This window comes from Nitrospinota bacterium, from assembly GCA_027619975.1.
In the GTDB taxonomy this organism is placed as follows: Bacteria; Nitrospinota; Nitrospinia; order Nitrospinales; family VA-1; genus JADFGI01.
Genome location: JAQCGX010000003.1, coordinates 1 through 21,944 on the forward strand (window position 1 = coordinate 1; position 21,944 = coordinate 21,944).

The 21,944-nt window shown below is 46.9% G+C and carries 22 protein-coding genes and 1 pseudogene; 8 read left to right on the forward strand and 15 right to left on the reverse strand.

Features of this window, described 5'->3' with window-relative positions:
- Nucleotides 1-64: 64 nt before the first annotated feature.
- Entirely contained in the window at nucleotides 65-241 is a 177-nt protein-coding gene (locus O3C58_01395; GenBank protein MDA0690518.1) for a hypothetical protein, read from the forward strand.
- Nucleotides 242-296: 55 nt separating this feature from the next.
- On the opposite strand, the gene O3C58_01400 is transcribed toward O3C58_01395, so the two are convergent.
- Together O3C58_01400 and rocD are read right to left on the reverse strand one after the other, a co-directional pair.
- The gene (locus O3C58_01400) at nucleotides 297-1,022 is read right to left on the reverse strand and encodes a hypothetical protein (protein MDA0690519.1); all 726 of its coding nucleotides are present in this window, start codon (nucleotides 1,020-1,022) and stop codon (nucleotides 297-299) included.
- Nucleotides 1,019-2,214 (reverse strand): annotated as a pseudogene (gene rocD / locus O3C58_01405) (ornithine--oxo-acid transaminase). The gene O3C58_01400 and the pseudogene rocD overlap by 4 nt, the downstream one beginning before the upstream one ends.
- A gap of 196 nt (nucleotides 2,215-2,410) precedes the next feature.
- On the opposite strand from rocD, the gene O3C58_01410 reads away from it, so the two are divergent.
- On the forward strand, nucleotides 2,411-3,376 hold the full coding sequence (locus O3C58_01410) for a chlorite dismutase family protein (protein ID MDA0690520.1): 966 nt from the start codon (nucleotides 2,411-2,413) through the stop codon (nucleotides 3,374-3,376).
- Here O3C58_01410 and accD read toward each other — a convergent pair.
- The 5 genes from accD to ilvN form a co-directional block, all read right to left on the reverse strand.
- Nucleotides 3,373-4,236 carry an acetyl-CoA carboxylase, carboxyltransferase subunit beta gene (gene accD / locus O3C58_01415; GenBank protein ID MDA0690521.1) on the reverse strand — a complete coding sequence of 288 codons (864 nt, stop codon included), beginning with the start codon at nucleotides 4,234-4,236 and terminating at the stop codon, nucleotides 3,373-3,375. The genes O3C58_01410 and accD overlap by 4 nt on opposite strands.
- Nucleotides 4,237-4,298: 62 nt before the next feature.
- Entirely contained in the window at nucleotides 4,299-5,084 is a 786-nt protein-coding gene (pssA, locus tag O3C58_01420; protein MDA0690522.1) for a CDP-diacylglycerol--serine O-phosphatidyltransferase, read from the reverse strand.
- A 45-nt stretch (nucleotides 5,085-5,129) separates the two neighbouring features.
- Nucleotides 5,130-5,846, reverse strand: a complete 717-nt coding sequence (locus O3C58_01425) for a phosphatidylserine decarboxylase (protein MDA0690523.1) — start codon at nucleotides 5,844-5,846, stop codon at nucleotides 5,130-5,132.
- Between the two features lie 195 nt (nucleotides 5,847-6,041).
- Nucleotides 6,042-7,043: a ketol-acid reductoisomerase gene (gene ilvC / locus O3C58_01430; GenBank protein ID MDA0690524.1), complete on the reverse strand. Its 1,002-nt coding sequence runs from the start codon at nucleotides 7,041-7,043 to the stop codon at nucleotides 6,042-6,044.
- Between the two features lie 23 nt (nucleotides 7,044-7,066).
- Complete coding sequence (gene ilvN, locus O3C58_01435; GenBank protein ID MDA0690525.1) at nucleotides 7,067-7,555, reverse strand: acetolactate synthase small subunit; 489 nt, start codon at nucleotides 7,553-7,555, stop codon at nucleotides 7,067-7,069.
- A gap of 159 nt (nucleotides 7,556-7,714) precedes the next feature.
- Between ilvN and O3C58_01440 the strand changes: the two genes are divergently transcribed.
- Complete coding sequence (locus O3C58_01440; protein MDA0690526.1) at nucleotides 7,715-8,368, forward strand: endonuclease III; 654 nt, start codon at nucleotides 7,715-7,717, stop codon at nucleotides 8,366-8,368.
- Nucleotides 8,369-8,421: 53 nt separating this feature from the next.
- Here O3C58_01440 and rph read toward each other — a convergent pair whose 3' ends face one another.
- Nucleotides 8,422-9,144: a ribonuclease PH gene (gene rph, locus O3C58_01445; protein ID MDA0690527.1), complete on the reverse strand. Its 723-nt coding sequence runs from the start codon at nucleotides 9,142-9,144 to the stop codon at nucleotides 8,422-8,424.
- A gap of 300 nt (nucleotides 9,145-9,444) precedes the next feature.
- Between rph and O3C58_01450 the strand changes: the two genes are divergently transcribed.
- The gene (locus tag O3C58_01450) at nucleotides 9,445-11,502 is read left to right on the forward strand and encodes a tetratricopeptide repeat protein (protein MDA0690528.1); all 2,058 of its coding nucleotides are present in this window, start codon (nucleotides 9,445-9,447) and stop codon (nucleotides 11,500-11,502) included.
- On the opposite strand, the gene O3C58_01455 is transcribed toward O3C58_01450, so the two are convergent.
- From O3C58_01455 to O3C58_01465, 3 genes are all read right to left on the reverse strand, one after another.
- Nucleotides 11,503-12,444 carry a calcium/sodium antiporter gene (locus tag O3C58_01455; GenBank protein MDA0690529.1) on the reverse strand — a complete coding sequence of 314 codons (942 nt, stop codon included), beginning with the start codon at nucleotides 12,442-12,444 and terminating at the stop codon, nucleotides 11,503-11,505.
- A 167-nt stretch (nucleotides 12,445-12,611) separates the two neighbouring features.
- Entirely contained in the window at nucleotides 12,612-12,932 is a 321-nt protein-coding gene (locus tag O3C58_01460) for a hypothetical protein (GenBank protein MDA0690530.1), read from the reverse strand.
- Between the two features lie 203 nt (nucleotides 12,933-13,135).
- The gene (locus O3C58_01465) at nucleotides 13,136-14,164 is read right to left on the reverse strand and encodes an SPOR domain-containing protein (protein MDA0690531.1); all 1,029 of its coding nucleotides are present in this window, start codon (nucleotides 14,162-14,164) and stop codon (nucleotides 13,136-13,138) included.
- 350 nt (nucleotides 14,165-14,514) lie between these two features.
- Between O3C58_01465 and O3C58_01470 the strand changes: the two genes are divergently transcribed.
- Nucleotides 14,515-15,438, forward strand: a complete 924-nt coding sequence (locus O3C58_01470) for a dihydroorotate dehydrogenase (protein ID MDA0690532.1) — start codon at nucleotides 14,515-14,517, stop codon at nucleotides 15,436-15,438.
- A 50-nt stretch (nucleotides 15,439-15,488) separates the two neighbouring features.
- Here O3C58_01470 and O3C58_01475 read toward each other — a convergent pair whose 3' ends face one another.
- From O3C58_01475 to O3C58_01485, 3 genes are read right to left on the reverse strand one after another with little or no spacing between them, the layout of a single operon-like run.
- A complete protein-coding gene (locus O3C58_01475) occupies nucleotides 15,489-16,232 on the reverse strand; it encodes an MBL fold metallo-hydrolase (GenBank protein MDA0690533.1) in 744 nt (247 codons plus the stop codon).
- A gap of 9 nt (nucleotides 16,233-16,241) precedes the next feature.
- Complete coding sequence (gene alr, locus O3C58_01480) at nucleotides 16,242-17,399, reverse strand: alanine racemase (GenBank protein ID MDA0690534.1); 1,158 nt, start codon at nucleotides 17,397-17,399, stop codon at nucleotides 16,242-16,244.
- Nucleotides 17,400-17,425: 26 nt separating this feature from the next.
- Nucleotides 17,426-17,908: a DUF1566 domain-containing protein gene (locus tag O3C58_01485; GenBank protein MDA0690535.1), complete on the reverse strand. Its 483-nt coding sequence runs from the start codon at nucleotides 17,906-17,908 to the stop codon at nucleotides 17,426-17,428.
- Nucleotides 17,909-18,133: 225 nt separating this feature from the next.
- Here O3C58_01485 and O3C58_01490 point away from each other — a divergent pair, with 225 nt between their 5' ends.
- Together O3C58_01490 and O3C58_01495 are read left to right on the forward strand one after the other, a co-directional pair.
- On the forward strand, nucleotides 18,134-18,418 hold the full coding sequence (locus O3C58_01490; GenBank protein ID MDA0690536.1) for a hypothetical protein: 285 nt from the start codon (nucleotides 18,134-18,136) through the stop codon (nucleotides 18,416-18,418).
- Between the two features lie 127 nt (nucleotides 18,419-18,545).
- On the forward strand, nucleotides 18,546-19,604 hold the full coding sequence (locus O3C58_01495) for a hypothetical protein (protein MDA0690537.1): 1,059 nt from the start codon (nucleotides 18,546-18,548) through the stop codon (nucleotides 19,602-19,604).
- A 278-nt stretch (nucleotides 19,605-19,882) separates the two neighbouring features.
- Here O3C58_01495 and O3C58_01500 read toward each other — a convergent pair whose 3' ends face one another.
- Nucleotides 19,883-21,046, reverse strand: coding sequence for a hypothetical protein (locus O3C58_01500; protein ID MDA0690538.1), 1,164 nt, complete (start codon nucleotides 21,044-21,046; stop codon nucleotides 19,883-19,885).
- A gap of 48 nt (nucleotides 21,047-21,094) precedes the next feature.
- Between O3C58_01500 and O3C58_01505 the strand changes: the two genes are divergently transcribed.
- Complete coding sequence (locus tag O3C58_01505; GenBank protein ID MDA0690539.1) at nucleotides 21,095-21,940, forward strand: SUMF1/EgtB/PvdO family nonheme iron enzyme; 846 nt, start codon at nucleotides 21,095-21,097, stop codon at nucleotides 21,938-21,940.
- Nucleotides 21,941-21,944 lie beyond the last annotated feature (4 nt).

Consider the following 21,944-nt stretch of genomic DNA (forward strand, 5'->3'; position numbering starts at 1 on the left):
ACAGGCAGGAAAGCCTGTCCTACTAAAACAAAAGACGCGTCTTTGAATTGGCGATTCGGCGTCGTTGTCAATATTTAGAGATGCCCATGATAGTATTTCTGTATTGGGTGAGGAAAAACACGCCCGGGAGATGTTGGCCAGGGAAACAAGATATCATCGGATCGTCATTGCGAGGAGCCAACGGCGACGAAGCAATCCAGAAAGCCTGGATCGCCGCGCCGCTTATAGCGGCTCGCGATGACGAGTTAGACGATTTGCAGATAACATGTGTGGCCAAACGGCTCAACCCCTTATGCTTAAGAATCTTCATTATTAGTTTCCCCAAAATGTATAAGGATAAATTTATCTTTCGGGTAGAGTTCTTTCATAGTGTTCCGAAATTCATCATGTGCTAATTTCAATGATTCTATATCTTCATCCACATTTTTTATGATGCCAGAGAATAATTGTTTTAGCATGTGGACTTTATCAATCCCAATAATCTTTTCTATTTCTGGTTGTGTGAGCTTCCCTCCAACATGGACCCCTGCGCCTCCTAGCGTAGGATGGACATGATTTAAAATAATTGATGACCGCTTTTCAATCAGTTGTATTGCCAATAGGAAACGCTCTTCTTCTAGCAATAGGTTTGAAAAAGTATTTGAATACTTGGTTTGCAATAAAAACGCTAATTCATCGGCTTGAAATGAAGTTAACCCATAACTTGGTGACTGTGGAGGGGATGCAGGCATATTAATCCATGTATCAGTTTTTTCTCGGCAGGGATCGATAATTTCCTTTTGGAACTGAAATAGAATGTTCCATAAGTTAAAAACTGTGTAAAGTGCTCGGTTAGCTGCCGCGATGTGTCGGCCTTTTGTTTCTTTCTTTCTCCTGTAATTTTCGAGTGCAAAGGCCAAGAATGCGCCAACGAAAACAGAAGATATAGTGGTAATTGAATTTACAATAAGATCGGAAGTTATACTCATTTTCTCAGTAGAACAATAAAGATTATCTAGCAACCACAGCTTGTCGAATATCAAGCCAAAACCTCCTCAATCCGCTCCAGTGCCCAGTCGATTTCCTTTTGCTGGATGATCAGGGGAGGGGCGAAGCGGATGACGTTTTGATGCGTCTCTTTGCACAGCAGACCTTTTTTGAGCAGGGCTTCGCAAAATTTCCTCGCGCCTCCGGCTTCGGGTTTCAGTTCCACGCCGATTAATAATCCTTTACCGCGCACTTCCTTGATATGCGGAGATTGGATTTCCTTCAGCTTCTTTTGAAAATATTCTCCTTGAGTGGCGGAGTTTTCGATCATCTTTTCATCGAACAGGACATTCAGGGCTTCCCGCGCCACGGCGCAGGCCAGCGGATTGCCGCCAAAGGTACTACCGTGATCTCCCGGCTTGAACACCCCCAGCACTTCTTTGTTCGATAATACGGCTGACACTGGATAAAACCCGCCCGATAGGGCTTTGCCTACCAGAGTCAGGTCGGACTGGATGCCTTCGTGTTCTTCGGCGAACAGTTTTCCGGTTCTGCCCAGCCCTGTCTGGATTTCATCCAGAATCAGAATCACGTCATGCCTGGTGCAGATTTCCCGCACGGATTTGAGATACCCTGCTGGCGGCACGATGACCCCGCCTTCGCCCTGAATGGGTTCCACCAGAAACGCCACGGTATTGAGGGTGATGGCCCTCTCCAAGGCTTCGGCGTCTCCATAGGGTATTATCTTGAATCCGGGGGTGAACGGGGCGTATCCGTCCCGGTAGGCGGGCTCACTGCTGAAACTGATGATGGTCAACGTTCTGCCGTGAAAATTGTTCTCGCAGACGATGATTTCGGCCTATCCGGGGCGACTTTTTTCATCTGATAGCCCCATTTGCGCACGGCCTTGATCGCCGATTCCACCGCTTCCGCGCCGCTGTTCATAGGCAAAACGGTATGAGATTTGGTCCGCGCGCAGATTTCCTGATAAAACGGCCCCAACTGGTCATTTCTGAAGGCTCTGGAGACGAGGGTCAGTTTTTCCGCCTGTTTCTTCATGGCCGCAAGGATTTTAGGGTGGCAATGGCCCTGATTGACGGCGGAATAGGAAGACAGGCAGTCCATGTATTTATTGCCTTCAACGTCCCAGACCCAGATGCCTTCGCCCCGGTTCAGGACGACATCCAGCGGCTGGTAATTTTTCGCCCCGTATTGATTCTCCAGTCGGATATAATCTTCTGTTTTCATAATCGGATTTAGTCATGTTTTGAGGTTGAAATCTTGCTGACCTCAATATATCATGGGTTCACGTTAAAATCCGGTCTGGATACTTGAAGCGTAAAGGGTTATTCCGCATTTGCCAGAGGCGAAACCTTGTTGGTACTTATGTTCTGGCTTTAGATTTGCACCTATTTCACTAACCTTTTCCAAAGAGAAAACAGTTATGGCTATTGATGCTAAAGAATTGGCAGAATTAATGCCCGCCACGGAATTAAACTGGACGGACGATGCCGTGGTGCGCATGAAAAATGTTCCGTTTTTTGTCAGGAAAAGTGTTGTTCGTGGGATAGAGCAGTTCGCCAAGGATAAAAATATCGATGTGGTGGATGATGGGGTGGTATCCCGAGCCCGTCAGGAACGGGAAGGCGCCGCCATGGATAACCTGAAAGCGCAACGAGCCGCCGAAGTCGAGAGAAGAAAACAAGCGGGTGAAAAAGAGGTGAAACGCCAATTCGTCAACTTTGCTTTTTATAAGCTGGACCCCGCATTCCGTCGTCTTCCCGAAGCCGAACGCGAAAAAGGAAAAAAGGAATTTTTGGATGTTCTTGAGGATTACGATACCAACGATGACATGATCGTTCTCAGCTATTCGATGGTGGGGATTCGCGCTGATACGGACCTCATGCTTTGGCGGATCAGTTATGAACTGGAAAAATTCCAGGAAATGTCCGCACGCATTTTTAGAACGGGGTTGGGGAAATATTTAAGCACCACTTATTCCTATCTGTCGCAGACCAAACGGTCCATGTATCAGGACATGTTGAACCCAGAGCACGAAGAAGACCGGACCCATATCATCCCCGGCAAAGCCAAATACCTGTTCATTTATCCTTTCGTCAAAACCCGCGAATGGTATTTGCTGACCCAGTTCACGCGCCAGGGAATCATGGACGAGCACATCTTCGTCGGCAATAAATTTCCCTCAGTCAAACTGAACACCAGCTATTCGTTTGGAATCGATGATCAAGAGTTTGTGGTGGCGTTCGAGACGGATTACCCGGATGACTTCGTTGATCTGGTCATGGAGCTCAGGGAAACGCAGGGAAGCCTGTATGTTGAAAGGGACGTTCCTATTTTTACCTGTATAGCTACGTCTCTGGAAGATGCGGTGGAGAGCCTGGGCTGCTAAGCCGCTAATTGCGGGATGGGCTTGTTGCCAAACAGGCTCAAGAGATTTCCCAGCATCTTTTTCAAGTCCCTGCGATGGACCACGTTGTCGATCAATCCGTGGTCGAGCAAAAACTCGGCCGTCTGAAATCCTTCCGGTAATTTTTGCTGAATGGTTTGTTCGATCACGCGGGGACCGGCAAATCCGATCAGGGCGCCCGGTTCAGCAAGGATCACATCGCCCAGCATCGCAAAACTTGCAGACACCCCTCCGGTGGTCGGGTCGGTCAATATCGATATGTAAGGGAGCTTATGCTCCGCCAGCTTTCGCAAGGCGGCGGAGGTTTTAGCCATTTGCATCAAGGATAAAATCCCTTCCTGCATGCGCGCCCCACCAGAACAACTCACAATAATCATGGGCGTTTTGTTTGCGATCGCCCGCTCAATACTTCGCGTTATTTTTTCTCCCACCACAGAACCCATACTGCCGCCCATAAACTTAAAATCAAAAATGGAAACCTCCACCGGATGATCGCCTAAAATTCCAGAGCCTGCGATGAGCGCATCGAGAGACAATCCCTTTTTTTTGGAGGCTCGAATCGTGTCCTTGTATTTTTTTTTGTCTTTAAATTTTAGCGGGTCCGTGGAAATCAAATCCTGATCGTGCTCAACAAATGTTCCAGGATTGATCAACTGACTGATTCTCTCTCTGGCGTCGACACGGAAATGGTAATCACAACTGGGGCAGACCTTGAAGTTTTTTTCAACCTCAGCGATATATAACTGGTCTCCGCAACCTTTACATTCAACCCAGATAACTTCCGGCTTGGCGATTTTTGTTCCGATGCCGGTTTTAACTTTAAGTGTGTCAAGCCAGGACATAGAGCAACCCTTAGAATGGGAGTGAATCAGAAATTGATGTGGTAATAACTGGTACTAGTTTATCAAGAATTTGTTGGAGGTGGGTGAATGTTTTCAGAAACATCTGTAACATCGATGGTTTTCTTAGGTATCAAATAACTCAAAGGGCCCATCATAACGTAAGTAAAACTCAGAACGAAAAGCGCGATTCTGGGAATGGTTGCCAGTACATAAATAAAGAGGATGACAAATAAGAACCGGGGAAAGGCCACCCGTTTTTTGAATTCCAATTTTTTCATGGCGGGATATTTGATATTACTGACCATGAGAAAGGCCAGCAAATAAACAACAATGACCATCACAATTGGATTGAGACGGGTCGCAAATAAATCCTCAAAACCGATGACGATGGATGCCAGAATCGCCGCTGCTGCCGGCGTTGGCAGGCCGAGAAAATGCTTGCCCTTGACATCCGGCTTGGTGACATTGAAGCGTGCGAGTCTTAGCGCCGCGCAAAGTAGAAACAGGAAAGCCGCCATCCAGCCCACGCGGTCAAAGGGTTGCAATACCCAGGAGTAGACCAAAAAGGCAGGAGCCATGCCGAAGGAAATTATATCGGCCAGTGAATCGTATTGAACGCCAAAAGCACTGGTGGTTTTGGTCATCCGCGCAATGCGTCCGTCCAAAATGTCAAAAACTATCGCCAGAACAATGGCCCATGCCGCCACATAATACATTTCCTTGAAAACGGCAATAAAGGCATAAAATCCGCAAAACACATTGCCTGTGGTGAACAGGCTGGGGAGAATGTGAATTCCCTTTTTCAGTTTTACTTGCATTTTTTGATTTGGTTTGCTGTAAGGTTTCATAATATCCTTAAACTCGTTGGGTTCAAATCAGATTGGATGACAACATTACGATCGATCCCCTGAATTCAGATACCCTATAATGCTTTTTCCGCCCGCAACTTTATCGCCCTCTTGAACTACGATTCGGGTGTCTGTGGGAAGCAGGAGATCGACTCTGGAGCCAAAACGGATCAATCCATAACGTTGCCCTCGTTCGCAGGAATCGCCTTCTTTGGCCCAACAAACGATTCTGCGAGCGATCAAACCGACAATCTGTTTGACGACGACGGTCGTGTCTCCATTTTTAATGACCAAAGCGTTTTGGACATTTTCCACAGAAGCGGCCGGCATGTCTGCAACCAGATACTTTCCGTCTTTTTTGAGATCAATCCGCTCAATGGTTCCCGCCATGGGAATGCGGTTGATATGCACGTCCAGCACGCTCAGAAAAATAGTGACTCGCTTGCAAGGCTTTCCTGTAAAGGGGTTGTCTTCATTTTCAATAATATGATTGATTGTCCCGTCAGCCGGCGACGCCAGGGCATCGGGGGAATCATCATCGATGGTGCGTTCCGGGTCGCGAAAAAAACAAATGATAAGACCCATGATGAGCAGACACACTAAAAAACCAGCAAACGGCGAACAAATGGAAATGACCAACAGAATAAATGCCAGTATTCCCAAAGGGAAAAGGAAAATGAAAGCGTCTTCCGCGAAATTTGGTACGAGCCTTAGAACTTTTTTCTGAAACAGTGCTGCCAAATCGGCAAATAATTTAACCATGAAAAAAAGAATTCCTTTAGAGCATCCCTAAATATTAGTTTTTACAGAAAGTAGAATCGTGTGCAAAATTTACTTAAATCAGTGGCACGGGCAACCTATCCTTAAATTTAAGGGTAGGTCGCCTGTCCTACTAAAACAAAAGACGCTTCTTTGAAGCGGCGATTCGGTGCCGTTGTCAATTTTTAGAAGTGCCCTTTATTTAAGTTTTTCACCAACGAATGGCATCATGCTCCGCAACTTTTCACCGACCGTCTCGATCATGTGATTCGCATCCTGCTTGAGTCGCGCGTTGAACACGGGTTGGTTTACCATATTTTCAAGAATGAATTCCCTGGCAAAACTTCCGTCCTGAATTTCTTTTAAAATTTTCTTCATTTCAGCGCGGGTTTCCTGGGTGATGAGGCGCGGACCACGGGTCACATCACCATAGGCGGCAGTGGTGCTGATCGAATACCGCATGTTGCCGATGCCACCCTCATATATGAGGTCTACGATCAACTTCAGTTCGTGCAGACATTCAAAATAAGCAAGGTCCGGATTGTAACCGGCTTCAACCAGCGTGTCGAAACCTGCACGAATGAGTTCGGTGACGCCGCCGCAAAGAACCGCTTGCTCACCAAAGAGATCGGTTTCGGTTTCTTCCTGAAAGCTGGTTTCCAGAACCCCGGCTCGTGTTCCACCGATTCCCTTGGCATAAGCCAAAGCGACATCTTTGGTGTTTCCACTGGGGTCCTGATAGATCGCCATGAGACAGGGAACTCCAGCGCCCTGTTCATACGTTCGTCTCACCAGATGGCCTGGACCCTTGGGAGCGATCATGAATACGTCCACATTTTTTGGCGGCACGATCTGGCCGAAATGAATGTTGAACCCATGCCCCCAGGCGAGAGCCATGCCTTTGCTCAAATTTGGTTCGATGTCTTTTTCATACATGGCCCTTTGTTTGTCATCAGGAATCAGGATCATGAGGATATCGGCGGCTTTGGTCGCTTCTGGCACGGTCATCACGTTCAAGCCGTCCTTTTTGGCCCGGTCCCAAAATGCGCTGTCTTTTCTCAACCCGACCACGACTTTGATGCCGCTGTCGTGAAGGTTGCGGGCGTGGGCGTGCCCCTGACTGCCATAGCCTATAATAGCTATTGTTTTATCCTGGATGTGCTTCAGGTCCGCCTGCTTTTCATAATAAATGTTCGTCAATTTTTTTTCCTTTTCGCAAAATTTTAGTTAATTGATTTGGTGCCACGGCTGATGGCAATTCTACCTGACCGGACCACTTCCTGGATTCCCAACGGTTGAAGAAGTTCCATGAAACCGTTTAATTTAGATTCGTTTCCTGTAATTTCAATCGTATAGGTATGGGCGCTAACATCCACTACTTTAGCCCGAAAAATTTCTACAATTCTTAAAATTTCTTCCCGAACACGGGGTTCAGCATTCATTTTAACCAGAATCAATTCACGGTCGACAAAACTTTCTTCAGTAAGGTCCACCACTTTGATAACATCAATGAGTTTGTTCAATTGCTTGGTGATTTGTTCTACTTTTGCTTCGTCTCCACGTGTGACGATGGTCATTCGCGAAACGTTAGAATCATTGGTCTCGGCAACATTCAAGCTTTCGATATTGAAACCCCGGCCACTGAATAAACCGGAAATTCTGGATAGAACTCCAAATCGGTTGACGACTAGAACAGAAATTGTGTGTTGCATATGTTTTATGAGTGGAGGGGATTCATGGCTGAACCCCCGGAGTTAATAAGCTTAAACAAATGAACGGGTTCCACTACTAATAGCCCCAATATTTTACTATAGATTGTGACGCCCCCGTTGTCAACGTGCCCTGTAAATTTAACATTAAAGGCCGATCAAGTGGAAAACTCACAAATTGCCAATATGATTCGCAAAATCAAACGCGCATCGGTTCATTGGAAAACACCTGTGGTGACCGAAATCAGTTGGAAAAATGACCCTTTTCGGGTACTCATCAGCTGCATCCTCAGTTTACGAACTCGTGACGAAGTGACGGGTGTCGCCTCGGAACGGCTGTTTGCATTGGCGGACAGCCCACAAAAACTGGTGGCCTTGCAAAAAGATGTCATCGAAAAAGCCATTTATCCCGCCGCCTTTTACCGCAAGAAGGCCGAGACTCTCACTAATTTGTGCCGGGAGCTGATCAGTCGCTATGATGGCGCGGTTCCCGCTACCCTGAATGAACTCCTGTCATTTAAAGGAGTGGGAAGAAAAACGGCCAATTTGACCCTGACCCTGGGCCACGGCAAACTGGGCATCTGTGTTGACACGCATGTCCACCGGATATCGAACCGCTGGGGTTATGTGGCAACAAAAAACGCAGACGCGACGGAAATGGCTTTAAGGCAAAAACTTCCCAAGAAATACTGGATTGAGTTTAACGATCTCCTGGTTTCCTTTGGGCAAAACTGTTGCAAGCCCCTTTCACCTTTATGCAGTCAATGCTGCGTGTCTGAACAATGTGAAAAAATCGGGGTCGGCAAGCATCGTTGATGGACCGGGAAATATTTTTTAGAAAGTATTTTCCTCCCCATTTTCAAGGGGTATCAATCAATCTCAATAACACTTTTCTGAATTTCAATCAGCTCCTTAACGCCTTTGTCCGCCAGAGAGAGTAAGGACGCTAATTGTTCGTTATTGAAAGGCTCTCTTTCTGCCGTTCCCTGGATCTCGACAAATCCGCCGGAACCCGTTTTCACAATATTCAAATCCACACCGGCGGTGGAGTCTTCACTGTAATCCAGGTCCAGAATGTTGTTGCCCTCGGCGATGCCCACGCTGATGGCCGCAACGTAATCCCTGATCGGGATCGTTTTAATTATATTATCATTTTTAAGCTTTTTAAGAGCCAGGGCAAGAGCGATAAAAGCTCCGGTGATGGAAGCACACCGGGTTCCCCCATCCGCTTGAATCACATCGCAGTCGATCCAGACGGTTCGTTCGCCCAACTGATCCATATCCACCACGGTTCGCAGGGAACGGCCTATCAAGCGTTGAATTTCCTGAGTTCTTCCTGATAATTTTCCCTTGCTGGCTTCGCGTTGCGTTCGTGTGTGCGTGGAACTGGGCATCATGGAATACTCAGCGGTGACCCAACCGGTTTTTTTGTCTCTCAAAAAGGGAGGAACCTTATTTTCCACGGTGGCTGAACAGCTGACCTTTGTGTTCCCCACCTCAATAAGTACGGACCCTGCCGGATAAATAATAAAATCCTTGATGATTTTAATCTTTCTCATTTCGTTATTTGCCCGACCTTCGTTTCTTGCCATATTTGTTCCCCAATAGTTCGCGTTGCAGATAATTTAGAAAAAATGGTAAAATTATAGAACCTAAATCCAAGTTGGCTAAAATAACAACAATTTTCTCTTTAATCAACCTTAGGGGGTAATTTCACCTAAATTTAATACCGATTGTTAAATTTTATTAAAAGGGGTTGATATAACTGCTTTTATGAATTACACTAGGGGTAAATTGAAAATTGTAACATATTAATAAATTTGGCATTACAATGAATATCCAAGCGTTTCCCATGGATTTATTCTTTCCCATTTGAACACAAAGGGCAGGTTATGGACGCTTATTTTGAAGGTGGAGTGAAGTTGAAGGGGACTCTCAAGGTCAAGGGAGCGGTTCATTTTGACGGAGAATTTGAAGGAGATGTATTTTCTTCAAACCACTTTATCGTTGGAAAGGCCGGTAAACTTTATGGAAATATAAATTCCCATAACTGTACAAATATGGGTTGTATCCAGGGTAATATTTTTGCTGAAAACAGGGTGACCTTGATGAATGGTAGCCAGTTGAAAGGGGATATTTCTTCCTATCATCTGGTTATAGACGAGGGTTCTAATTTTGAAGGCCTCTCGAAAATGATCAATCCCCCCAAAAACCCTAAAGAACCGGAAGTAATTCCCGAGCACCCCTCCGCTGCAGTTTACATTCCCAATACAGTCATTAAACCCGTTCTCAAAAACGCCAAAGTAAAAAACCAAAAAGCCAGGGCCGCTCTAGTGGGGTTGGGGCTTTTAGCGCTTGGGGGAGGGGGGTACCTTTATTTGACGCCGAACAATGATCTTGAAGCCCTTGTCAGCAAGGGCCACAGGCTAATGGCGGAAAGTAAAGTCGCCGATGCGGAGGCTTTGTTTAAAAAAGCGTTGAGGTTATCCAGGGGCAACCCGGAAGTTTATGCCGGTCTCGGTGAAGTTTATTACAGCAAAAATCGTTTTAACGAGGCATTGAATCAGTTTCAACGTTCCATAGACTTAAATCCTTCCAACAGTGATTATCGGGTCAAACTGGCTAAAACTCTGACGGCCACGGGGAAAATTAAAGAGGCCAAGCTTTCATACAAAACGGCGATTGAGATGGAGCCGGAGAATTACCGGGCGTTTTACGATCTGGGATTACTTTACCAAAAGGAGGGGGACTCCCAGAGTGCCTATGAAAACCTCCACATGACGGTTAAATTGAATCCGAATTATTATAAAACTTACGAGACCCTGAGTGAGCTTTATGCCGGGGAAAAGAAATTCCCGCAAGCCGTCGAGGAGCTTCGCACAGCCGTTCGTATTAAAAAAGATGACCCCAAACTGCATTTGGCTCTGGCAAAATTACTGGCAGAAAGTGGTGATGAGAAAGAATCGATCCAGGAATACATAAAAATTGCCGCAAAATTCCCTGAAAATATTGAGGCTCAAAAACGCCTGGGGGACTGGTATTACCAGCAAAAAGATCTGGAAAAATCCTTAAAATACTATGAAGCTTCTCAATCGGCGGATTCCAGGAATGCGGAGGCTCTCATTCATATGGGAAGAATCTATACCGATCTCAATCGTACCGATGACGCTCTTGGAGTTTATCAGAAGGCAGTCAAGTTACAAGCGAAGGACCCTGAAAGTTATTATCAGATAGGAAGGATTCTGGCGGACCGAAAACAATGGGAACAAGCTGAATCCAATTTAAAAACGGCGGTTACCCTGCGAAGCAATCATGCAGACTCAAATTATTACCTGGGAAAAGTATTGATGGCTTCTGGTCAGCAAGATGAAGCGGCTAAGGCGTTTCAAAACGCGGTTGACGTTGAGACAAAAAATCCCACGTATCTTTTGGAATTGGGAACGGCGTTGGTTGAAAATAAGAAAGTGGACGAAGGACTCAAAAGGCTTTTGGCGGCGATGGAGATCGAACCCGATAACCATGACATCGTTTTTGCCGTGTGCAATGTGTATAGCAAGAAACGTTATTTTTCAGTTGCCGTTGGTCACTGCGAAAAAGCGTATGAACTTGCTCCCAAAGATTTTTCGACGATGAACCGGCTCGCCTGGCTTTACGCGAAGAAGACAATCAATTTGGACAAAGGAATAAAGCTTTCTGAGGAAACCCTGGGAGCCTTTCCAAAAAAGGCTGAGTATATCGACACCCTTTCAGAGCTTCATTATGCAATGGGTGATGTGGATAAAGCCGTGGAGAACATTCAGGCGGCCATAAATCTTGTTCCAGACGAGCCGTATTATAAACAGCAACTCTGGAGATTTAAAAATGTGAAGCCGCCGGTTCGGTCCGTCTCTAAAAATAACAAAAAACCGGAGCAGGAAAAGGAAGAATCGAAAACGGAAATCAATGGTTGATTAAAAACCACCCACCCCTTTCATTCCCACATAAATTGCGTAGCAAACCAACAGGATAAATCCATCCCTCTTGGTCAATGCGTGCTCCATTCGTATCAGTAAAATAAGAAAACAGGAAAGTCCGGTGGTGAATATTAAATCCGCATGGATAGGTTCCTGGATGGCAAGCGGCTTGACCATAGCCGTGGTGCCAAGAACCATCAGTAGATTGAAGATATTGCTTCCAAAGACATTGCCGATAGCTAATTCGCCGTGGCCTCGTTTAGCGGCCAGGATCGAGGAAACAATTTCTGGCAGACTGGTGCCGACGGCAACGATCGAAATGCCAATAAACCACTCACTGACTCCAAGGGTATGGGCAATACCGACAGCACCTTCAACCATAAGCCTGGCTCCAAAAACCAATAAACCCAACCCAAAAATAATCAGCAGGAACTGAAAGAAGACTCCTTTTTCTGCCCAGAATCTTGTTTCTTCTTCGATTTCAATTTCCGTTTCCTCCTTTTTACGGAAAGAAATCCAAAGGTAGATGAATAACAGGAAGATCATGCATCCCCCTTCCCACCGGTTTAAATTAAAGTTCCAGAGTAGAAACGATATCAGGAAGGTGGTGAACAAAAACGCCGGGGCTTCATCCTTTAAGCATTTTTTGCCGATGGTGAGAGGAATGAGAACCGCCGTCAATCCAAGAACGAGTCCTACATTGGCCACGTTACTGCCGATCACGTTTCCCAGGGCCAATTCCGGCGCACCCTGAATTGCGGCCAGGACTGAGACGGCAAGTTCCGGAGATGAAGTCCCAAAACCGACGACCGTCGCCCCTATGATAAATGGGCTGAGCTTAAACCGTTGGCCCAGACGAATACTGCCAGTGACTAAAAAGTCGCCGCCGTAATAGAGTATGGGCAGGCCGGCCAGTAATTGCAGTAAATCGATCAGCATGGGATTTCCAAAATTGGGCTTGATGTGAGGGGCCTGGAACAGCGTTTCATTTTTTGTTTGAGTTTTATGGCTGGTGAGAGAGGTTGAAGAGCCCCCTATGGGGCGCTATCACTTTTTACTAGTCCGGCGGGTCCCTATTATGAGAACTGGCTTGGGTCTATTCGCAATCAACGGCTTCCGCTTCCTTCTTCCTTTTCATGAGATTCTTTTTCCATAGCCTTCTTTTCATTCATTTCTTTTCGATGGCGTTTATAGGAAAAGCTTCCCTCTTCTTCGGCTTCCTCATGACCGGATTTGTACTCTTTACCTTCGTGGGAGGGTTCCACTGCCGATGACCCGCTACCTTCTTCATATTGCTGACCTCCCTTGGATTCCTTGCCATGATCTGAAGATTTGTCATGCTCGCCTTCATGAGCGAAACTCATTGAAGGTAGAATTAAAAACAGGGAGAATAGAATTGTGGAAATTGATAAACCGACTTTTTTCATTAATCGCTCCTTTATTCAAGACAAAGATTTTTTGGGTTCCTGATAATATAGATTACCCCAAACCAGAAAAGAAAATTCCAGAAAAGTGAGGGAAGTTTCCGGTAAACAAACCGTCAGGTTTTTATTATATAACTAAAAGGATTCTCGAAAGGAAGAAAACCCCCGAATTTTCATTCAGGTCGTAATAAACGGGGATTCTGTTCTCAACGAATAAAGGTGTTCTTGAAGCCTGCGCGTTCTATAGAGTCTTTGGATTTTTGGGCTTGAGGTAGGCTGGTGAAGGGTCCGAGTTGAATGATGTGGATTTTTGTTTGACCCTGAGTTTTTTTGGCACTGGAGAGAAAGCCATGAATACTCAGTTTATCTCTGAGAGCAGCCGCTTGACCCACATTTTTGAATTTCCCGAGGACGATGGTATTGGAATTATCTTCAAATTTTTCCATAACCGGTGAATATCCTTTGGATTTTAATTCCGAAATTGCCTGATTTCCGTCCTCTTTGTTTGAAAACCCACCCAAAAATACTACATACATGGAAGCCTCGGTTGACTTCGTTAGAATGGACGGTTTGAAGCCTTTGGCCTTGATATTATTCAGCAGTCTGTTGGCATTTTCTTCAACTGAAAAAACACCCAACTGAACATGATATTGTTTTGCGGATGTGACCGGTGCGACTGCCGCAGGTGAAGGTTTGACAGGTTGCTTTATGACTTCCGCCACTTCAGGTATTTTCGCCGGTTCAGAGGCCGGAGCTTTAGGTGGCGCTTGAACCACGACAGGCGCTTCCAGTTTTTCTACAGGAACTACAGGTGCCGGGATTTTAGCTTCAGCGATAATCTCTTCGGTTTTCGGTGTTGCCACATTTTCATCGCCAGCAGTTGCAGGCTTGGTTTCATTTTCAGTTATTGGAGCCTGAGCGATACTGGGGATTTGCTCAGGGGAAACAGGAGCTTGCTCAACAGCAGGAGCCTGTGCCAGTTCGGGAAGAGGGCTGGTCTCATTACTCTTTGGCGAAGTGGCTAGAAAGCCGGTTTTAACCTGCAAATATAAAAAGGCGATCAGAGCGATGGCGACCAATGAGATGGTTAAAAGCCGGGTATTTTTCGACCGGACCTTTTTTTCAGTCTCAATTTCCGCTTCAATCTCGGCATCTTCTAATAAATCTTCGATGCGCTTATGATAGATGCTGTCCTCTTCCTTTAATTCTTCCTGTTTCTGGCTGACTTGTGGCATAGGAAAGTGTAGTTGAGTTTATTAAAATTTATATTAATTTTATGATTCAAGTTATTAAACATTCTGCGGTGAGTCAATTAAAAAATTTAATTCAATTCTGGTTAAGATACTGTTTTTTGAGGAATGTTGTGGGCGTGAGTGTTAGGATGTTTTTTATTTTCTTGGAATTGCATCCACCCACCTAACTATTGATAATTATATATTTGTTGTTAAGTAGAGTCAATACTTTGATAACAATTTTTACGGTCAATCTTATTGTAAAAATGAAGGTTATTTTAAAGCCCGTCCTGATTTCCGGGTTTTCCACGAATGATTGTTACACCTTAATCAGCCATTAAATTGAGAGGGAAATGACAACTCGCGGCAATGTAGATCTTTCAGTGAAAATAAAGGGGCTGGAGTTTGATAATCCCGTGATCGCGGCTTCCGGCACTTTTGGCTATGGTCTGGAGTATCGGCCGTTTGTGGATTTGAACCGTTTGGGAGGCTTTGCCACCAAGGGGCTTTCCATGCAACCAAGGGTTGGAAACGCCGCTCCCCGCATGGTGGAAACCGCGTCGGGCATGTTGAATGCCATCGGTCTGGAAAATATCGGTCTGGAAAAATTCCTCAGCGACAAACTTCCCCTCCTGCAAAATTACAATACCCGCATCATCGTGAATTTTTTTGGCGAAAACAAGGCCGAATATGTGGAACTGGCCGCCGCTTTGTCGGATGTCGATCGGGTGGACGCGCTGGAGATGAATATTTCCTGCCCGAATGTAAAAGAAGGCGGTGTGCGGTTCAGTTCCGATCCCGCCACGGTGCGGGATCTGGTGGGAGCGGTGCGAAAAGTTACCGAGAAATTTCTGATCGTAAAACTCTCTCCCAATGTCACCGATATCACCGTAATCGCCAAAGCCGCCGAAGAAGGTGGAGCCGATGCGCTTTCCCTGATCAACACCAAGATCGGCATGTCCATTGATCTGGAAACAGGTAAACCCTGGCTGGCCAACAAAACCGGAGGGCTCTCCGGTCCCGCCATCAAACCCATTGCGCTTCACATGGTGTACCAGACCGTCCGTGCCGTAGAGATTCCGGTGATCGGCATCGGTGGCATCGCATCGACCGAAGACGCGCTGGAATTTTTAGCCGCAGGCGCCACAGCCATTCAAATCGGCACCGCCAATTTCATCGACCCTGCGATTACGATGAAGGTCATCGACGGTATTCGCGACTACTGTCAAACCCACGGCATTCAAAAGATAGGCGATTTAAAACTGAAGGAGGAGTGAAGTTAATTTCCTTTGTCGATAATGATCAATGAACCTAATTGGGTAAAAAGTTAAAGGGCACTTTCTGATAGGGAGTCGGCGAGAGCGCGGAGAAGTTTGGAACCGTCGCCTCGCCACGTGCTGCCGTGCATGCAGGCCAATGTGGTGGGTGCGGTCGAGGCCAGCCGCTCCAGAAGGGTGCGGGCGTTCTTGGTATGAGAAAAATAATCCATCTCTCTGCGAAAAGCTTCGCTGGGACCCAGGATATCTGCCTCCGTTATAGCGGGGAGGTTGTCTCCCTTCTGCGTGAAAAGGTCGCCGCACAGGAGGGTTTTGGTATGAGTTTCAAACAGAAAACCACATTCCCATGCATGCGGCAAGTGCGGAGTATCGAGCCATTGTACGGAATGCTTTCCAAGGGCAAGCACTTCTCCGTCCTGCAGGGTTCGAGGCGGTCGATCCGCGATGTCACCGATCGAAACCATGGCGGCGACTTGCCCGCACAAGGGCACGGAATTCGGGGCCGCAGCCAGCCATTCATTCAGTGAACCGCATTCATCCGCCTCCACGTGGGAGAAAGAGATGTAACGAAGACGTTCAACCGGCATCACTTGCTTCACAGCTTCCTGCACCAGAGGGAACATTTTACGAGGTCCGGTGTGGAAGAGCAGGGGATCGTCGTCCACAATCAGAAACTGGTTGAATGAAAAACCGCCTTCCATTCCAGGAAAAGAAACCGGGGTATTGATCCGAAAAATTCCCTCGGCAATTTCGAAAATATTAGTCCCTGATTGAGCATTGGTGATCACCGGCATATAGGCTCCTTAGAGTTTTCCATTAGTCAAATACACCCTCGGCACCCGCTTACTCACGTTGCACAGAATTTCATAAGAGATGGTTCCGCACTGCTCGGCCATTTCATCGACGGTGATCGTTGCCTCTCCCTGCTGGCCGAATAGGACCACTTCGTCTTCGCATTGCACGCCCTCGATATTCGTCACATCGATCAAACACAGATCCATGCAGATCACGCCCACTTGCGGGGCTCGCTGCCCCCTTATAAGAACGTCCATGTTGTTCGATAGTGCGCGGTTCAGGCCATCGCCATAGCCGACGGGGAGGGTGGCAATCAGGCTCACCCGCTCAGTGATGAATTGCCGGTTATAGCTTAACGGAGTCCCTTTGGGCACTTTATTGATCTGTATGATTTTAGTTTTCCAGCGCATGACCGGACGGAATTGAACGTCGTGAGCTTTCAGCGCGTTTATCGTTGGTTTCAGGTCGGGCGAGGGAAGGGCGCCGTAAAGGATGATTCCCGGTCGCACCATGTTGAGGTGACTGTCGGGAAACATCAAAATCGCCGCGCTGTTGGCGGTGTGAATCAGTGGCAGAGATATACCCTTGGCCTTCAACGGAGTCAACGCATCAACCAGCCGGGAAAATTGAAACTGGGTGAATTCCGGGTCGCCTTCGTCAGAGGAGGACAGGTGAGTGAAGATCCCCTCAATGCGCAGGTTGTTTGAATATTGGATCTTCTCCACAAAGGCGAGCAAATCTTCAGGATGCATCCCCAGCCGCCCCATACCGGTATCGACTTTCAGATGCACACCGACCGTTTTGCCTTGTTTTTCCGCTTCTTGGGAGAGACTCTCAGCCAGAGGCAGAGTGCTCACGCTGGTGGACAGATCGTGGCGGATGAGATCCGCAACCTCATTGGGGAAAATACCTCCCATCACCAGAATGGGCGCGGAGACGCCGTTTTCCCGCAGCTCGATACCTTCTTCGAGGATGGCGACACCGAGCCAGTCGGCGCCCGCTTCCAACGCGGCTTTAGCGCAGGGGACCGCGCCGTGCCCATAGCCGTCTGCCTTGACGACGGCCATGATCTTGACCTTGGGAGCCAGAAGGGAACGAATCGCTTTCAGATTGTGCCTGATGGCGCTGAGGTCGATTTCAGCGACGGTTGCCCTGTGTTTTGCCATAGAAGTGAAAGGAATTAAGGTTCAGGTCATTCGCGCCGGGATCTTCCCGTGGCGGAAAGACGGCCCTGCTTTTTGACATCAGGACCGGAGGACCGAATGGGTCGGCACGTCATATTGCCTTCATCCGATGATTTTTTGCGCACCTGATACCCCCGGTCGCTGTAAAAATTATAGGCCATACCGTTGATCCCCGATTCCTCGGCGCACCAGTAGGTGGAACCTCCGCCCTCCGGGAAAATATAGTCGATGTGGACGATGTCCCCGTCGAAATCGGTGTTTTTGCATTCGTGATCGTACAGATTCCGGCATTCCTGATTATTGGGCACGCGCCAGTCGTCGTAACCGGCGAATTGCTGCTCGTTCAGCCAGTTGACGAATTTGTGGGAGCCTTTCCAGGTCAGCCATTTGCCGCGCATCTGGTAGCTGTCCTCTTTCATCCACATCTTATTGTATTTGGTGTCCGTGATGGTGCCGTCGCCGTTATCGACGAAGCGTTCGCCTTCTGCCATAGATACGACCTTTATTTCAATAAATTAAGTGTTAAACTTGAGCCCATAATGATTATTGCAGGAAAAATCGCGATTTCTTACGGAATATATTAATATTAATGAAAAAATAATGCGAAAAAAAATAATCCCTTGTCGGTTACGGCGTTGTTGCCTCGCAAAGGCAGGGTGCATTTTTCAAGCTGATAATACTTCCAATAATCTCCATTTATTAAATAAAGGTGATCCATGGCCAAGATTGAAATCCAAAGCTTTTTTTACGACCTGCTCCACTGCAAAGACAAAATTCTATCCACATTCGAAGAATTTGATGAAAAATATGAGGATGATGAACGCGGTCCTCTGGTCGCGGGGATGCGGGAGATCCCGGATGCCAAACTCATCACCCTGCTGGTCAATATTCAAAAACTGGCGGCAGGATACGAGCGCATCAAGGAACTGATCGACCAGGCCGAACAAGCCCAGGTGGACGAAGCCATGATCGAAGAAGATGACGACGACGATGATTTTTGATTAATGGAATCGTTTAAGGTGTAAAAACTGAGACTTTATCTGATAGACGGTGTCAGATACCGAGTGACCGGATTCGAGCTATAGTGGACATAATTTGAACTTTTAAGTAAAAAGGCAAAACTGCTCTATGGACCCTGTACTTAAAGATTCGAGAAAAATAATAGCGACCTTAGCTAACCTTTTAAAAAGGGAGGAGTTGATCGCTGAGTTTCAGGTCTTATCTCAAGGATCACCAATAATTGAAGAGGAAGGATACGATAATTGGAATGGAGGAACCACGGAGTATGGACTATTTTGTAAAGTTCCACTTGACCTCTATTCTAATATACAAATGAATTTACAGGCAATTGAACAAAACATTAAAAACAAAGCTGAAACCTTGTTTAGGGCGTATCCCCAATCATGGATAGGAAAAGTTACAATATCCCCCGAGCTAACCAATGAAATCCACGGCAAGGTATATAAAACCACCCACCAAGAGCTAACAAAACTCTTGGAGTCACAGAAAAGCATAATGGTGTCAGTCTCAACTGGTGGCGCTCGCATACAAAGTGAGAACGATGATTATATAACAAGATTTCAGGAAACCTCCGAAGGATTAAGAGAAAGAGGGCTGGAAAACCCCAATCCTTTTAAAGATCTTTGGGCGTGGTATGGAAAGTGGAATGATGGAAGTCTCCCATCATATCAATCTCGGCGCAACTTTCTTGGAAAGATGTTTGATCCACTGATTGAAGTATTAAAAGGCATGCAATCAGCTTCTATAAATCCAGTATTCGAAAAGCCAACAGGCTGGAATCGTGTTGATCGAAGTATGGGGGAAATTAAACTCCAGCTTGCGCGGGCGTCCTCTGAGGAAAATTTTCAAGCAATTGGATTCCTAGCAAGGGAAACGTTGATTTCCTTGGGGCAGGCAGTTTATGATAGCAGGTTGCATCCAACTTTAGATGGAATAGTAGCCAGCACAACGGATGCTAAACGCATGCTTGCGGCTTATATTGCTAAGGAGTTGGAGGGAAAACCAAACGAGAATATTCGGAAACACGCTAAGGCAGCGTTAGATTTAGCTAATGATCTGACCCATAGGCGCACAGCAGATTTTCGTTTGGCTGCTCTGTGCGCTGAGTCAACAAATGCAGTAGTCAATATAATCTCTATCATTTCGGGAAGACGAGATCGTGAATAAAATCTCTAGGACTTGCACATCTCTCCTCATCGAGATCCTCTCCTCAAAGGGGCAAGGGATTTATAATAATTTCCTCTCCTCTCAGAGGAGAAGATTAAGGTGAGGATTGATTTAATTATTATTGGTTTCTCTGCGTCCTCTGCGTCTTTGCGGTGAAATCACCCCTCCCAGCCGTCACCCTTCACAGAAGGGGGAGCATGATTTCCCCCCTTTACTAAAGGGGGTTAGGGGGATTTTTTTTTATCTTGTCTATCCTGTTAATCCTGTCTAATTTTTTTTCAATCCATCTTCATCAACCCGCGACCCTCAGGGGCAAACTTGAAACGGTTCATGCCTCTATGACTCCCCATCCACAAGGAGTGGTCCTCCCCAAAGGCGATGCTGAATACATAGGCGCCGATCATGCCGTTATGCTCGGAATAGTTTGTAAACGCCTTCCCGTCAAAGCGGCTCAAGCCGCCGTTGGAGCCGATCCACAGATCTCCATAGGGGCCTTCTTCAATCGCCAGGACGTAATTTCCCGGCAGTCCGTCCTGCACGGTGAAATTACGGAAGGTTTCCGTGCGGGTGTCGAGTACGCTCAAGCCTCCGCCCCAGGTCCCGATCCACAGCCGTTGTTTTTCATCCAGCAGCATGGAGACGACATAGTTGGGGCGGTAATCGGCGTTCTCCACATTGGGCAAGTCAGTTGCGTGCTGGCTGTGGTGGTTGCCTGCGAATTGCGACATGACGCCTTGATTGTCGCTTTTTACGTGTTTGAGTTCCGCCCCCATTCCATTCGCATGACTCCACGATTTCCACTTTTTCCCATCGTACATTGAGACGCCGGATTCAGTGCCGAACCACACGCGCCCGTCATCGCCCACGTCAATGGCGTAGACCCAGTCGTCGATCAACCCGTCGTTGGTATTTTCCTTGGTGAAAGACTCCCAGGACTTGCGATCCCACAGGTCGCCGCGTACTCTATTCGCGCCGCTCCAGGTAGCGATCCATAATGTGTTATCAGCCGGTGAAAACTCCAGATCGTAGACGAACGAATCGCACAGCCCCTGCGGGGTGTTGATGTTGTGCCACTGTGCCCCATCGAAATGACTGAGGCCGCCGCCGTAGGTGGCGATCCAGGGATTGTCGTTGCCATCCAGGACGATGCCGAAAATACCGTTGCTCAGAAGGGCGTTCTGGTTATCGAAAATTTCATAATGGTTGGCGGTGGTGGTATCGTATTTGATGACTCCATTTGAGGTGCCAACCCACAGGGTTTTTCCCTGGGAAGTAAGTACTTTTACATTGCGGGTGTTCAGTGAAAATTCATCAGACTTCAGAATATGCGGGGAGGCATTTCCCGTGGTTTTATCGGCAAGGGGTTTTTCAAAAGCCTCGGCCTGAACAGCCGGAAAACCCGCAAGGATTGAAATTATTAGGAGAACGAAGAATCTTTTCATATAGTGATACGTTTGGTAGTTATATTCAAAAATTAATGGGACTTGAAAATGTTTGTGCTTCGAAAAGTTATTATACCTTGTTTAATTTGTCTTTTGATTTTCCTGCCGGGATGCGGCGACGGGCCTTTAAAACCTGTAAAAATCTCCCCGATTGATAACAAGGAAATGGTTTTGATCCCTGCCGGAGAATTTATCATGGGGACGAACAAAACCGACCTTGAAAATACCCAACAAAAAATCGGCACAGTGAAACCGCTGTTCCTCGATCAGCACCCGGAGCTAAAGGTTCATCTTGGCGACTATTATATCGACCGTTATGAAGTCACCAATGCGGAATACAAGGTGTATATGGAAGATACCAAATACCCGGACTATCCAGCGCATTGGGTGGACGGTACGTACCCTGAAGGCCAGGGCGATCACCCGATCACCAATGTTATCTGGCAGGAAGCTTTAGCGTATGCATTGTGGGCGGGCAAGCGACTGCCGAGCGAGGCGCAATGGGAGAAAGCTGCCCGTGGCCCAAACGGACTGTCTTATCCCTGGGGCAATGAGTATGTGAAAGGAAAAGCCAATGTTGGCGTTGAAGGAGAGAAGACGACTCTTCCCGTGGGGAGCAAACCGGAGGATGTCAGCCCTTATAATGTTTATGATATGGCCGGTAACGTCATGGAGTGGACGCTGGACTGGTATGAGGCGTATCCTGGGAATACCCATAAAGACGCTCGCTTTGGAAAACAATTTAAGGTCCTGCGGGGGAACGGGTTTCAAAAATCCGGGCACTATTTTCTCGATGCCTACCGTTTCGCCTTCAACCGCACGGAAGTGCCGCCGGATGAATTCTTTGAAAATGTCGGTTTTCGCTGTGTGACTGCAGTAATTCAGAAGAAATAAATTT